The organism is Streptomyces sp. MNU89, from assembly GCF_020982505.1.
Lineage (GTDB): Bacteria > Actinomycetota > Actinomycetes > Streptomycetales > Streptomycetaceae > Streptomyces > Streptomyces xinghaiensis.
The window spans coordinates 6,117,181-6,130,859 of record NZ_JAJKLL010000001.1; the positions used below are offsets into that span (position 1 = coordinate 6,117,181).

Annotated in this window: 13 protein-coding genes and 1 pseudogene; 5 read left to right on the top strand and 9 right to left on the bottom strand. The window is 73.6% G+C overall.

Annotated features, from left to right (window positions below):
• Positions 1–146: 146 nt before the first annotated feature.
• Positions 147–419 (bottom strand): hypothetical protein, encoded by a 273-nt coding sequence (locus tag E4N63_RS26135; protein WP_095758193.1) that lies wholly within the window; start codon positions 417–419, stop codon positions 147–149.
• Between the two features lie 206 nt (positions 420–625).
• A complete protein-coding gene (locus tag E4N63_RS26140) occupies positions 626–1,585 on the bottom strand; it encodes a hypothetical protein (protein WP_125625550.1) in 960 nt (319 codons plus the stop codon).
• Between the two features lie 619 nt (positions 1,586–2,204).
• On the opposite strand from E4N63_RS26140, the gene E4N63_RS26145 reads away from it, so the two are divergent.
• The 4 genes and pseudogenes from E4N63_RS26145 (at position 2,205) to E4N63_RS26160 (ending at position 7,620) form a co-directional block, all read left to right on the top strand.
• The gene (locus E4N63_RS26145; RefSeq protein ID WP_125625549.1) at positions 2,205–3,473 is read left to right on the top strand and encodes a glycosyltransferase family 4 protein; all 1,269 of its coding nucleotides are present in this window, start codon (positions 2,205–2,207) and stop codon (positions 3,471–3,473) included.
• Positions 3,470–4,393: a hypothetical protein gene (locus E4N63_RS26150; RefSeq protein WP_230241823.1), complete on the top strand. Its 924-nt coding sequence runs from the start codon at positions 3,470–3,472 to the stop codon at positions 4,391–4,393. Before E4N63_RS26145 ends, E4N63_RS26150 begins: the two co-directional genes overlap by 4 nt.
• A 66-nt stretch (positions 4,394–4,459) precedes the next feature.
• Positions 4,460–5,431 carry a YafY family protein gene (locus E4N63_RS26155; RefSeq protein WP_125625548.1) on the top strand — a complete coding sequence of 324 codons (972 nt, stop codon included), beginning with the start codon at positions 4,460–4,462 and terminating at the stop codon, positions 5,429–5,431.
• Between the two features lie 70 nt (positions 5,432–5,501).
• Positions 5,502–7,620, top strand: a pseudogene (locus tag E4N63_RS26160) (catalase).
• A 188-nt stretch (positions 7,621–7,808) separates the two neighbouring features.
• Here the strand turns inward: E4N63_RS26160 and E4N63_RS26165 are convergent.
• The 6 genes from E4N63_RS26165 to gvpO are packed head-to-tail and all read right to left on the bottom strand — an operon-like array spanning position 7,809 to position 11,402.
• Entirely contained in the window at positions 7,809–8,951 is a 1,143-nt protein-coding gene (locus E4N63_RS26165) for an SRPBCC family protein (RefSeq protein WP_125626022.1), read from the bottom strand.
• On the bottom strand, positions 8,944–9,588 hold the full coding sequence (locus E4N63_RS26170) for a DNA primase (protein ID WP_230241824.1): 645 nt from the start codon (positions 9,586–9,588) through the stop codon (positions 8,944–8,946). Before E4N63_RS26170 ends, E4N63_RS26165 begins: the two co-directional genes overlap by 8 nt.
• 7 nt (positions 9,589–9,595) lie before the next feature.
• Positions 9,596–9,871 carry a gas vesicle protein GvpG gene (locus E4N63_RS26175; protein ID WP_125626021.1) on the bottom strand — a complete coding sequence of 92 codons (276 nt, stop codon included), beginning with the start codon at positions 9,869–9,871 and terminating at the stop codon, positions 9,596–9,598.
• A gap of 1 nt (position 9,872) precedes the next feature.
• The gene (locus tag E4N63_RS26180; protein WP_125626020.1) at positions 9,873–10,607 is read right to left on the bottom strand and encodes a GvpL/GvpF family gas vesicle protein; all 735 of its coding nucleotides are present in this window, start codon (positions 10,605–10,607) and stop codon (positions 9,873–9,875) included.
• A complete protein-coding gene (locus E4N63_RS26185; RefSeq protein WP_125626019.1) occupies positions 10,604–11,041 on the bottom strand; it encodes a gas vesicle structural protein GvpA in 438 nt (145 codons plus the stop codon). Before E4N63_RS26185 ends, E4N63_RS26180 begins: the two co-directional genes overlap by 4 nt.
• Before the next feature lie 49 nt (positions 11,042–11,090).
• Positions 11,091–11,402 carry a gas vesicle protein GvpO gene (gene gvpO, locus E4N63_RS26190; protein WP_230241825.1) on the bottom strand — a complete coding sequence of 104 codons (312 nt, stop codon included), beginning with the start codon at positions 11,400–11,402 and terminating at the stop codon, positions 11,091–11,093.
• Positions 11,403–11,735: 333 nt separating this feature from the next.
• Here gvpO and E4N63_RS26195 point away from each other — a divergent pair, with 333 nt between their 5' ends.
• The gene (locus tag E4N63_RS26195; RefSeq protein WP_019708960.1) at positions 11,736–11,951 is read left to right on the top strand and encodes a hypothetical protein; all 216 of its coding nucleotides are present in this window, start codon (positions 11,736–11,738) and stop codon (positions 11,949–11,951) included.
• 488 nt (positions 11,952–12,439) lie between these two features.
• Here the strand turns inward: E4N63_RS26195 and E4N63_RS26200 are convergent, their stop codons facing one another.
• Positions 12,440–13,291 (bottom strand): phosphatase PAP2 family protein, encoded by an 852-nt coding sequence (locus E4N63_RS26200; RefSeq protein ID WP_230241826.1) that lies wholly within the window; start codon positions 13,289–13,291, stop codon positions 12,440–12,442.
• Positions 13,292–13,679 lie beyond the last annotated feature (388 nt).

Below are 13,679 nucleotides of genomic sequence, written 5' to 3' on the forward strand. Positions count from 1 at the left end.
GCGCCGGGCGGAGGCGCCGGCCCCCGCCCGTCGCAGCCCCCGCAGGGGCGTACACCCGGGGTCTGTTGTGCGGATCGAGCGCTCTCCTCCGCCGGGCGATCCACGGCACCGGGCCCTGCTCCTGAGCCGGCCCGGTCCGGAAGACCCTAACGCGCGCGGTGGTCCGGCACGGCGGGCGGCAGGGCCCGCGGCACACCCCGCCGGTGCCGCCGCAGCGGTTCGGGGGGCAGCACCCGCTCCCAGGTGTTCCGGGGTTCGCGCGGGCCGATGCCGAAGGGTTTGAAGCCGAGGTCCTCCTCGCCCAGGCGGTCGCCGGGCAGAGCGCGGAACTGGCGCCGGTACTCGGCGTAGAGCGAGTCGTAGATAGGGGTCGGCGACTGCTGCCCGCCCGCCGGGGAGGTCTCGCGCGCCGGGCGCATTCCCGGGATGGGGTGGGGGTACGGGAGCCGGGCCGGCGATTCGTAAGAGTGCACGTACCTGCCAACGACCCGGGCGCCCGGTGGATGCGGTTCCGTGAGGAAAAGCCCGTTTCCAGTGGTTTGCGCGTACCCGGGGCCCGCCGGCCGGGCGCCCCCCGCGGGGTGCCCGCGCCCCGCGGGGGGCGGGCACCCGGAGCCGGCGGAGGTCATGTACCCGCCAGCGGCAGCACCGCGGCGACCAGCACACCGGCCGCCGCCGCCCGGTCCAGGGCCTCGCGCAGCACGTCCTCGTGGGACTGCCGGCCGATCGCGCCCGCGGGCGCCGCGAAGACCAGGACCTTCGCCGTCCGGGCGGCCGCGGTCCGCCAGCCGTCGGTCACCGTCAGCGGTTCGTGCGCCTGCCACCACGCCGTCGGAGGGCCGCCGTTGCCCGGCTGGAGCACCGCGTGCAGCCGCCCCTCCGCCAGCAGGACCGACCACCCGGCCAGCAGCGGCGGCTTCTGTTCCACATGGTTCACGGACTGGAAGCCCTGTTCGACGAGGATCGGCAGGAACTCGTCGCCGGGGCCGTCGGAACCGGGCCGGGCGATCGGGCCGGTGGGCTCCACGACCAGCCCCGGCCACAGGGCGCCGTCGGCGAGGACCAGTCCGCTGGTGACACCGATCACCGCCTGCCGGGGCTCCGGCCGGGCGCCTGCGCCGGAATCGGCGCCGGAACCTGCGGGAAAGGGCCCGGCGGGCGGTACGGTCCGCAGGCCGTGCGGGGCCGGGTCGTACAGCGGGTCGTGCGGCGGGCCGTCCTGGGGCGGACGGGTGTCCGGGAGCGCGGGCGGGCCCGGCACGGCGGCGCCGGCCGGCACCGGTGGCGCGGCCGCCGCCTCCCGGCCCTCCCCGCCCGTGATGCTGCGCACGGCGCCCTGCAGTTGCTCCTCGGCGACCGGGACCACCTGGGACGGCACGCAGGTGGCGTGGGCGAAGGCGAGTACGGCGGTTTCATCGCCGACGAACAGCACGGTGCTGGTCCGCTCCTGCCCGGTGTCGCCGGGGGTCCGGCAGGAGGTGCAGTCGTAGCTGCCCGGGGCGTTCTCGCCGGTGAGCAACCGGTCGGCTTCTTCATCACCGATCTCGGCGCGCACGTCATCGCTGACGTCGAGCAAACGCGGCACGGGAGGCTCCTCGGTCTCGGGGTGGCGGCCGGGCGATCCGGCCCACACGGGGGACAACGGGTGACGCGTGGCCGGGGTCACGCCCGGTCCGCCCCGTGGGACGTGGCGGGGAGGAGGAGTGAACTCCTGTACGGGCGCGTCCGGTTGACCGGCCTCCGGTCGCGGCCCGCGCCGGCCCGGGCTCGCCGGGGCCGGCGGGAGCGCGCGGAGGGCGCACGGCGGCACCGGCGGTACGGGCCGCGGGTGTTTCGCCCGCCTATGGGGGGACAGCCGGGAGATGTCGGGCGCCGCGGTCCGTCGGCGGGGCGGTGCCCGGGACGGGACCGGCCCGGTGGCCGTGGGCCGCCCGGACCTCGCCCGGGGGCCGACCGGGTCGCTCAAGGGGGTGAATCGTATGGCCGACGCGGCGCCAGGCCGTGACGCACACAGGCATGGTGACGTTCTATCGCTTCGGAAAGTTCCCCGTGCCGGCTACCGATGTCGCATCTCTTGTGCCACAGGATCGTCATGGAGGCCAACCCGAAGCGCCCGGGAGAGGTCCAACCATTCGGTAGGCGGAGGAGACGGGACCAGCCGGACCCTCCGCGGAAACCGTGGAAACCGTGGAAAACGGGGACGTATGCAGATTTCCTTTCTGATTCACAACGCGTACGGCATCGGGGGCACGATCCGTACCACCTACAACCTCGCCCGCTCGCTGGCCGAGCAGCACGACGTGGAGATCGTCTCCGTTTTCCGCCACCGTGACGCGCCCGTCTTCGACCACGGCCCGCACGTCCGGCTGCGGCACCTCGTGGACCTCCGCAAGGACAGCCCGGACTACGAGGGGGACAGTCCCGAACACCGCCTGCCCGCCCGGGTGTTCCCCACGGCGGAGGGGCGCTACAAGCAGTACAGCCGGCTCACCGACCGCCGGATCGCCGAGCATCTGCGCACCGTCGAGGCGGACGTCGTCGTCGGCACCCGGCCCGGGCTCAACGCGCACATCGCCCGGGAGACCCGGAGCGGCCCGGTCCTCGTCGGGCAGGAGCATCTGACCCTGGACAGCCACTCGGCCGCGCTGCGCGCACAGCTGGGGCGGCTCTACCCCCGGCTCGACGCGGTCACCACCGTCACCGAGGCCGACGCCACGTCCTACCGGCGCCGGCTCAAGCTGCCCGGAGTCCATGTGGAGGCGGTGCCGAACAGCGTTCCGGAGCCGCGGGTCGCGCCCGCCGACGGCTCCGGCAAGTGGGTGGTCGCGGCCGGCCGGCTGGCCCGGGTCAAACGCTACGACCTGCTGATCCGCGCCTTCGGGAAGGTGGTCGCGGTCAGACCCGACTGGCGGCTGCGGATCTACGGCGGCGGCGCAGAGAAGGAGAAATTGCGGAGGCTGATCGACAACCTCGGCCTCTACAACCACGTCTACCTGATGGGGCCCGCCAATCCGCTCGATCCCGAGTGGACCAAGGGGTCGATCGCCGCCGTCACCTCCAGCCTGGAGTCCTTCGGGATGACCATCGTCGAGGCCATGCGCTGCGGACTGCCGGTGGTCTCCACCGACTGTCCGCACGGGCCGGGGGAGATCATCGACAACGGTGTCGACGGCCGGCTGGTGCCGACCGGCAACGCCGACGCGATCGCCACCGCCCTCCTCGAACTGATCAACGACGACTCCTTAAGGCACCGGATGGGCCGCGCCGCACTGAACGATTCCGCCCGTTTCGACCCCTCCCGGGTCGCCTGCCGCTACGAGACCCTGTTCCAGGAACTCGTGGAGCGCGGTGGCCGCGGAACCCGGGGCCGGCTGCGCAGCTCGCTGCACCGCACCCGGGGCGCGCTGCTCGGCGGTGCCTACGCCGCCCGCGCCCACGCCGCCGCCGCTCTGAGAGGGGGCCGCACCGCATGACCACCTCCGCCGATCTGCCCCTCCGCCCCGGTATCCCGCGGCCCGTCCCCGCGCCGGGGGACGGGGAGCGCCCGGGGGCGCCCGCCGCGCCGAGGGCCGACTGCATAGCGGACTCCGCCGGAGGGCTCACCTTCGACGTCGAGGCCCCGGGGCGCGCCGAGTCCTGGGACGCGGCCCTGCTGCTCCGCCGCCGCGGCGGCCGGGACGGCGGCGCGGCCGGCGAGCTGCGGCTCCCGCTGGTGCCGGCGGGCCGGGGCCGGCTGCGTGCCGTCCTGCCGAGCACGGTGGTGCTGCCGGAGGGGCGCTGGGACGCCTACGAGGCGGCCCCCGGCACCGAGCCGGTGCGGCTGACGCCCGGGATCAACGATCTGCGCACGATCGTCGACCGTCATCCCGACCCGGGCCGCGGCTCGGTGGCCGTCCGCCTGCCGTACGCCACCAAGCACGGCAACCTCTCCGTCCGCAGCTGGCTGCGCTCCCCGCACGCGGAGGCCGGCGATCTCCATGTGCGGGACGGCGAGCTGCTGGTGGAGGGACGGCTGTACGGGGCGGTGCCGCGTCCCGGCGCCGCCGTCGAGGCGCGCTGTCGCCGCGACCCCTCCGAGGTCCGCACGGTGCCCGTGACCGCCGACGGCACGCGGTTCTCCTGCACCCTGCCGTACCCGGAGTTCGCCGGCCCCTGGCGGGGCGGTGACGACCCGTGGGACCTGTGGCTGCGGCCGGCCACGGGGGCCGGGGCGGTGCGGATCTCCCGGATCCTGGACGACGTCGCGGACAAGAAGGCGGTCTTCGGCTATCCCGCGCGGCCGCTGTCCACACCGCGCGGCCCGGCCCTGATCGGCCCGTACTACACCGTGGACAACGACCTGTCGGTACGCCTCACCGAGCCCGGGCCCGACCGCGAGCCCGGAAAGAGCTGAACCCGGCGGGCCGGGACCGGCCGTCGCGGACGGAAGCTGTCCGCGACGGCTGGGAGACTACCCCGCATGCTGGACACCTCCGCGCGTCTCCTCCGTCTGCTCTCCCTGCTGCAAGCCCACCGGGAATGGTCCGGCGCGGATCTCGCCGATCGTCTCGGCGTCACCGCGCGCACCGTCCGGAGGGACGTGGACCGGCTGCGCGAGCTGGGCTACCCGGTGCACGCGAGCCCCGGCACCGGCGGCGGCTACCAACTGGGCGCGGGGGCGGCCCTCCCGCCGCTGCTCCTCGACGACGAGGAGGCCGTCGCGGTGGCGGTCGTACTGCGCACCGCGGCCGGCGGCGGTCTCGAGGGCATCGAGGAGACCTCCGTCCGGGCCCTCGCCAAGCTGGAGCAGGTCCTGCCGGCCCGGCTGCGCCGGCGGGTCGAGGCGTTCACCTCCTTCACCGTGCCGATGCTCGGCGGGCGGGGCGGGCCGACGGTCGGCGCCGACGTGCTGACCGAACTCGCTTTCGCCTGCCGGGACCGGGAGCGGGTGCGCTTCGACTACCGGGACCACCAGGGCCGGGAGGGCCGGCGGACCGTGGAGCCGCACCGGCTGGTCTTCACCGAGCGCCGCTGGTACCTCGTCGCCTGGGACGTGGACCGGCGGGACTGGAGGACGTTCCGGGTCGACCGGCTCACGCCCCGGCCGCCGCACGGCCCGCGGTTCGAGCCGCGCCGCCCCCCGGCCGGGGATCTCGCCGCCTATGTCGCACGGGGCGTCTCCACCCAGGCGTACGCCGTCCGGGCCGTCGTCCTGCTGCACGCCCCTCTGGAGGAGGCCGCGGCGCGCGTCACCCCCGCGATGGGGACGCTGGAGGCGGTCGACGAGCGCAGCTGCCTGCTCCGGACCGGGGCGCCCGGTCCGGAGACGATGGTCGCCCACCTGGCCTCGCTGGGCTTCGATTTCGAGATACGGGAGCCGGCCGGGCTGAAGGAGCGCATGGCGCCGATAGCCGCTCGGCTGAACAGGGCACTCGGCGTTTCACCGGACTGAGCGGGGCAACCCGGCGGATTCCGTATGCATACGGACGGATACGCACCGGACACGCAAGGAGAGCCTCGCCATGGCACCACAGCAGGACCGGCCCGGGGATCCCAAACAGCGGCAGCGGGAGGCGTACCGGGCCCCCGACCCCGCGGGCGGGCCGCTCACCACCGACCAGGGCGTCGTCGTCGACCACACCGACGACGCGCTGGCCGCGGGGGAGCGCGGGCCCACCCTGCTGGAGGACTTCCACTTCCGGGAGAAGATCACCCGCTTCGACCACGAGCGGATCCCGGAGCGGGTGGTGCACGCCCGGGGCGCGGGCGCGTACGGCTGGTTCGAGCCGTACCACTCCTGTGCGGAGTTCACGAAGGCGGCGTTCCTCCAGGACCCCTCGGTGCGCACCCCGGTCTTCGTGCGCTTCTCCACCGTGCAGGGGCCGCGGGGGTCCGCCGACACGGTGCGCGACGTGCGGGGATTCGCCACGAAGTTCTACACCTCGGAGGGGAACTACGACCTGGTGGGGAACAACTTCCCGGTCTTCTTCATCCAGGACGGCATCAAGTTCCCCGACTTCGTGCACGCGGTGAAGCCCGAGCCGCACAACGACATCCCCACCGGCGCCTCGGCCCACGACACCTTCTGGGACTTCGTCTCGCTGCAGCCGGAGACGCTGCACGCCGTCTTCTGGCTGATGTCGGACCGGGCCATCCCGCGCAGCTACCGGATGATGCAGGGCTTCGGGGTGCACACCTTCCGCTTCGTCGACGCGCGGGGCCGGGGGACGTTCGTGAAGTTCCACTGGAAGCCGAAGCTGGGGGTGCACTCGCTGGTCTGGGACGAGGCCCAGGAGATCCAGGGCCGCGATCCGGACTACAACCGCCGCGACCTGTGGGACATGATCGAGGCCGGCCACCACCCGGAGTGGGAGCTGGGCGTCCAGCTCGTACCGGAGGAGGACGAACACGCCTTCGACTTCGACCTGCTCGACGCCACGAAGATCATCCCGGAGGAACTGGTGCCGGTGAGGCCCATCGGCCGGATGGTGCTGGACCGCAACCCGGACAACTTCTTCGCCGAGACCGAGCAGATCGCCTTCCACACGGCCAACGTGGTGCCCGGGATCGACTTCACCAACGACCCGCTGCTCCAGGCGCGCAACTTCTCCTACCTGGACACCCAGCTGATCCGGCTGGGCGGGCCCAACTTCGCGCAGATCCCCGTCAACCAGCCAATCGTGCCGGTGCGCAACCACCAGCGCGACGGCTACCACCAGGGTCGCCTCCACACCGGGGCCAACTACGGCAAGAACTCCCTGGGCGGCGGCTGCCCCGGCATCGCGGACGCCACGGACCCGCGCGCCTACAGCCATCTCCAGGAGCGGGTGGACGGGCGCAAGATCCGCAAGCGCAGTCTGAGCTTCGAGGACTTCTACAGCCAGCCGGCCCTGTTCTGGCACTCGATGGCGGACTGGGAGAAGCGGCACATGGTCGAGGCCTTCCGCTTCGAGCTGGGCAAGGTGAACTCGGTGCGGGTCCGCGGCCGCACCGTCGACCAGCTGGCGCTGGTGGACCACGAACTGGCCGCCGCGGTCGCCGAGGGCATCGGCGTGCCGCTGCCGGAGCAGCCGGAGGGGACCCCCGGGCCGGTGCCCTCCCCGGCGCTCAGCATCGAGAGCCTGAAGGGGCCCGGCACGATCGCCACCCGGCAGATCGCGGTCCTCGTCGCGGACGGGGTGGACGGCGCCCAGCTGGACGAGGTGCGGGAGATGCTGGAGGCCGCGGGCGGTGCGGTCGTCGAGGAACTGGCGGCGCGCGACGGCACGGTGCGCGACGCCGGCGGCGGCGCCCGGCCCGTCACCCGCGCCCTGCCCACCGTCGCCGCCGTGCTGTACGACGCGGTGCTGGTGCCCGGCGGTCCGGACAGCGCCCTGGCGGTCGGGGCGGACCCGGCCGCGGTGCGGTTCGTCCGGGACGCCTTCCGGCACGGCAAGCCGGTCGGGGACTGGGTGCGGGGTGGGCGTGCTCGGCGCGCTGGACCTCGGCGGGGTGGAGCTCGCCCGGAACGGCGGGGATGGTGGCCGACCGGGGGTCGTCACGGATCCGGTGACGGGACCGCCGGGTGAGGACTTCGGCCGGGCGTTCACCGAGGCGATCGCGGCGCACCGGCACTGGGGGCGCACTCCGGCGGCTCACTGAGGGACCCCGGCGCGGGCCGCTCCCGCCCGGCCCGTCCCGTGCGGGCACGGATGAGGGCGCCGCACCGGACACTGTTCCGGTGCGGCGCCCTCATCCGGGAGCCCTGTCCTCCGGGGCAGGCGCCCCGCGCCGCGGCGGTCTGCCGCGGTGGTGCCCGGACGGCCGTGCGGCCGTCGGCGGCGAGGGGGTCAGCGGCGGGTGCCGGCGGGCTCGGGCTCCTCGTCCCCCGCGTACTCCGGGTCCTCCTCGTCCGCTTCGTACTCGGCGTCCTCATCGGGGAGTTCCTCCTCCTCGGCGGCCTCGTCCTCGTCGTAGGCCTCCTCGGGAAGGTCGTCCTCCTCGTAGGCGTCCTCGGGGTGCTCCTCCTCCTCTGCCTCCACGTCCTCCGGGGAGTCCTCCGCGTCCCCGGGAGGCGCCTTCCCGTCCGGGCCGGACGGCTCGCCGTCCTCCTCGTAGGCGTCCTCCGGGAGGTCCTCGTCCTCCCGCTCCGTCTCCAGGACCTCCTCGTGGCTGCGGACGACTTCCCCGTCGCGGACCTCGCCGCGCCACTCGCCGGTCGCCTCGCCGCGCATCATCACGAACCGGCGGAAGTTCTTCAGGTCCAGGCGGGCCCGGCGGCCCTGCGCGCGCCAGATGTTGCCGGTCTTCTCGAACAGACCCTTGGGGTAGTACTCGAGGACCATCAGGATCCGGGTGAGGCTGTGGTCCAGCGCGTGGAAGGTCACCACGCCCTTGAGGGTCCCCTTGGCCCCCTCGGAGGTCCAGGCGATCCGCTCGTCGGGTATCTGCTCGGTGGTGGAGGCCTTCCAGCTGCGGGAGGACCAGAAGATCTTCGCTCGCCAGTTCGATGTGGTCTCGTCGGCGGACTCCACGCCCTGCACGCCCTTGGCGAAGGCCGAGAACTCCTGGAACTGGGTCCACTGGTTGTACGCCTCGCGCAGCGGCACCCCGACGTCGACGTCCTCGCTGATGGTGACGTACTTGCCCTTGCCGCCACCGCCCTTGCGCTTGCCGAGCCTGCCCGTGACGGCCTCCTTGACCTTGTCCTTGAGGCCCGCGGCGCCGGTCTCCACGGCGGAGCGCACGGGTCCCTTGCCCTCGGCGAACTTCCTGCCGCTCTCGCCGGCCAGCTTGACCAGGCCGGACCCCCCGGAGGCGCGGCCCTCGGCCACATCGGTGAGCCGGGCCGTCGCGCCGCCGAGCTTCTCCCCGGCCGACACCAGCAGCCGCTGGGCCTGGGCCGCGGCGAAGGCGGACGCCTCCTGCTTCAGCCGGTCGACAGCCGGGTTCTCCTTGAGGGACGGCACGGGGCCGCCGCCCTGCTCAGCCACGGTCGTCACCTCCCGTGGTGCGCCGCCGGGCGGTGGTCTTCTTCGCGGCCCGGCCGGCCTTGCCCGCCGAGGAGGCCGCCGAGGAGGCCGTCTTCTTCGCCGGACGCCCGGCGCCGGAGGCCGGGGCCTTCTTCGCGGCGCGAGCGGGCTTGCGGGCGGGGCGCTCGTCCTGTTCCGTGCCGCCGCCCTTCCCGGTGGCGCCGCGCTCCGCGTCCGCGTCCCGGGTGTCGTGCGCCTCTTCCTTGTCCTCGTCCTCGTCCCGGTCCGCGTCGGAGCCGGCCGCGGAGCCGCCGGCCACCTTTCCGCCGACCGCGCCGAGCTTGTCCTGCACCCCGAGGGTGCGGTCGTGCAGACGGTCGGAGAGGGCGTCCAGCCGGCGCGTGACCACGGCGGTCGCCGCGGCCCGGCCCACGCCCTGCAGGTCGTTCCGGAGCTGGTCCCGCACCTCGGCGAGCTGCGGGTTGTTCTTCAGCTGTTCGGTGAGCAGCCCGGTGAGCTGCTGGGGGTTCAGATTCAGCCGTTTGCCGAGCACCATGCCGCCGACGCCGAGAGCGAGTTTCGCCTTCTTCGTGCGTCCCAGCAGATAGCCCGCGCCCACGGCCAGCGTCATCGCCAGCCGGTTGTCCATCGCGCTCATCTCCTCGTCATCGGGGCGGCGGGGGAAGCCCGCCGTCCGGCGCCGCTCCCCGGCGGCGCTGTACCTCTTCGAGCCGGTCCAGCAGCTCGTCCTCGCGGCGGTCGAACTCGGCCTCGTCGATCAGGCCGTTGTCGAGCTCCTCCGCCAGGGCGCTCAGCTCCCGCTGGACGGCCGAGGGGTCGTAGTACTGCCGCTCCGCCTCCGCCACCACCTGCCGCAGGACCCAGCCCGTTCCACGGACCGGGGCCAGCGGCAGGAGGAAGAGCTCGCCGAGCAGTCCCATATCAGGCGTGTGCCGGGACGGCCCGGACGAAGCTGTACGGGGGCAGCGGGCCGGTCACCTGGATGTCCAGGTGGGGGTGGTTCCGGCGGAGTTCCTCGACGGACTCCATGAAGGCCGCGGCCTCGTCGCGCTGCATCAGGAAGGACAGGTTGACCAGCCAGCCCGAGGACTCGGGGCCCGGGCTCTGCTGCTCGGCGGCGGACGCGAGAGCCGCCTCGACGGCCTTGCCGTCCTGCACCTCGCGGGCCCGTACGGCGCCCGCGACCAGCTCGCCGAGGCGCAGCCGGTCCTCGTGGGAACCGCCGCCGGAGGCGCGGTTGGCCTCCGTCAGGGCCCGGATCTCCGGGTCCTCGGAGACCACCAGCCGGAGTACGTCCTCCTCGCGGTGCACGGCCTTGACGTTGTACTCGACCCGGCCGTCCAGTTCGGCGAGCTGGGCCCGGTAGTGCTCGGCGTGTTCGGTGAGCACCGCCAGCACGGCGTCGTCGTCGGCGGAGAGGCTGCCGAACCGCAGGGGCAGCACGGCGCCGTCGGCACCGGCCTCCGCCAGGACGTGCTGGTGGGCCAGCAGGTCGCGGCGCTTGGGCCGGAGCTGCTCGGGACAGTCGCTGACGACGGCGGCCAGACCGCCCGCGCGGAGCACCCGCACCGGGTGCGGCGGATCACCGACTCCGGCGAGGTTCTCGGGGAGATCCGGGCGGTCGCCGTCCATGATGCCGTAGACGTAGGTGCTCACTCGGTCTCCTCCTTCCTGCGGGTCGTGGTGCGGCGGGGCTTGCGGGCCGGCTCGGCCTCCTGGTCGCCGGACGCGCGGTCCTGGCCCTGTTTGAAGGCCTCGGAGAGCGTCTCGGCGGCGCCGGACAGGGCGCCCTTGGACTTGCCCTTCGCGCCGGACTCGGTCATCTCGCCGACGAGGTCGGGCAGACCCGGGTCCTTGCGCGGACCGGACTCCAGATCGAGGCGGTTGCACGCCTCGGCGAAGCGCAGGTAGGTGTCGACGCTCGCGACGACCACCCGCACATCGATCTTGAGGATCTCGATGCCGACCAGTGAGACACGCACGAACGCGTCGATCACCAGCCCGCGGTCGAGTATCAGTTCCAGGACGTCGTAGAGGCCGCTGCTGCCGCCACCCGATCCGCCTTGCTGTTGTGCCGGTACAACGGTCATACCGGGATACACATCCCTTCGTGCCGATGGTGTGTGGTGCGCGGTGGTGTCAGCGGCGGTCCGCCCGGCCGCGCTCGTAGCGCCGGGTACGCCGGTAGCCGGTGAGCTGGCCGTCCTGGTCGGTACTGACCTCGTAGGACGCCATCAGGCTCATCGTCTCGGGCACCCGCGGGAGTTCGAGGACCTCGATCTCGATCAGCCAGCCGTCACCGGTTCGTTCGAACCGGGTCACCGTCTCCGCGCGCAGGCCGGTCAGCTCGGCGAGCTGAGCACCCGCGGTGCGGAGGACGTCCAGGGCCGCTTGGCTGCCGCTGCGGCTCTCCGCCGCGCTCTTGTCACTGTTCTCGGATTTGTCTGCCATGGCTCCCCTCGGGCAGCGCATACCTCGTCCGGATCCATGCAAACGGCAATGGGGGAGAGGCGGAGGGAATGAGTGTCCGATGACCGGTGATGCGGAATAGCCCGTGAAATTCCGGGCAGCCGCGAGAAGTTGGGGAACCGGAAATCTCCTGGGGCATTGCCGGGGAGGGCGGGGCGCTTGGCCTGCGGACCTGGGCCGCGGCGCTCACGATGCGTCATCCTGTTCACAGAACAGTGACGGCCCCGGGATGGGCCGGCGGCCGGCTCTGTGCTGTCCCCGGACCCGGGGCGGGACGCGAAGCCGGACCCGGAGCCGGGGCGTACGGTGGCTGTCATGAACGACTCACCGAACCCCCCCAACCCGGCGGACGACGACTGCGACGCCTACACGGGCCTCGGCGCGGCGGAGGCTGAGGAGCGCGCCCGGCAGCGCGGCTGGACCACCGTGCGGACACTGCCACCGGACGCCATCATCACCATGGAGTACGTGGTCGGGCGTATCAACTTCGCGGTGAAGGACGGCACGGTGGTCCGCTCCTGGAAGGGATAGCAGCCCCTGGCGCGGCGTGCTGCCCCCGGACCCGGCGGATCGACGGAACACCGGAAGCGGTACGGACCGAGCGTCGCGGACCGGCCCGGCGATGCGACCCGTATGCGGCATGGCGGCGCGGCGGCGCGGCGGAGCAGGGCGAAGGCCCCGGCACTCGGGTGAGTGCCGGGGCCTTCGCCGCGGTGCGGAGGGGTGTGTGCGTACCGCCTGCGCCGGGCGCTCAGCCGGACGTGTGGCCGCGGCGCCCCGCGGGCGCCACCGGTGCGGCGCGCGGCGCGCGTTCGGCGGGCGGTTGCGGGCGACGGCTTCCGGTCGGGGTGACCGGGGTCCGTTCCGAGCGGGTGAGGTGTGGCCGCGCCGGGTGGTACGGCCGGGGCTGCTCGGCGCTCCGTCCGGCCGCGGGGGAGCGGCCCCCGGTGACGGCCGGCACCGGCTCGCCTGCCGGAGCGGGACGCGCGGATGGCGCCGGTTCGTGGGCGGACGCCGGTTCAGGGGCCCCGGCGGTGTGTCCGGCGGGGCTTGCGGCGGCCCGGGCGGAGGGCGCCTCGGGGCTCACCGCGACCGGTGGAAGGGGGTATGGGGAACGGCAGCGGGGCGAGTCCCCGGCCCTGCTTCAGCCGGTCCCGCGAGTCGAGCAGCCAGGTGTTGGCGGCGGCGATCGCCGGCTCGCACCAGGGCAGCGCCAGCAGCACCAGCAGGCCGGCGATCCAGCCCAGCAGTACGTCGCTCACCCAGTGGGTGCCCAGATAGACGGTGGTCGCCCCGACGCCGAGCGCGAAGCCGGCCGCCACCACCGACAGCACCCGGCGGGCCCGCGGCGTGGTCGCCAGATAGGCCAGGATGCCCCAGGTCACCACCGCGTTGGCGGTGTGACCGGAGGGGAATATGTCGCCGCCGGCGAACATCTCGTCCGCCCCGACGGTCGTGGCGTAGTGCGGCCCCAGCCGCCCCAGGCCGTACTTCACCGCGCCGACCGTGCTGTTGAGCAGCAGCAGGGCCGCGCCGAGCGCCAGCATCGGGCGCAGGGTCCGCTGCCGCCAGGAGCGCCAGCCCAGCCAGGCCGCGACCAGCACGGCGGTCGGTCCGCGCTGCCCGAGCACCACGAAGTAGTCGAGCGCGGCGTGCAGTTCCGGCCACTGCTTGTAGGGCCGGAACAGCATGACCTGCCAGTCGAGCAGAATCAGACGGTCGCTCACGAATACGGCCAGCACGACGGCCGCGTAGAACCCGAGGGCCGAGCCGAACAACGCCTTGCGTGTTCGGCTCATCCGCGGGACGTCGCGGTTGCTCGCTCGCTCGGGCTCCTGTTCGAGCCGGGCGAGGATTCGGTCGGTACGCACCCAACGGACGTTACAGGGGGTGAGCGGCCGAACCGCTCCTACGGGCGGGTTCGTGATGACGATGTGATGTGGACTTGCTCTCATTGAGAAGTTTATTCGTGGCGTTCCCTCAAAAGCATTACCGGCTCCGAGGAATTAACGGGAGGCCGTTAATCCGAGCATCTTTCCGCGGGCGGAAAAAGTTCACCTGGAAGTGGTCCCGTCTTTTCCGGCGGCCCGGACGCGGGCCCGCCCGGTGCGGCCGCCCGGGACCGCGGAGCGCTCCGCCGGCGGCGATGACCTGCACTTCCGCCGGCACCCGGCGAGAGACGCGGCGGCCGGGCGGGCCGGCGGGCGGGCGGCGGGAGCGGCCCGGCGGAGCCGCGGTCGGGACGGTGCCCTTCCGCCG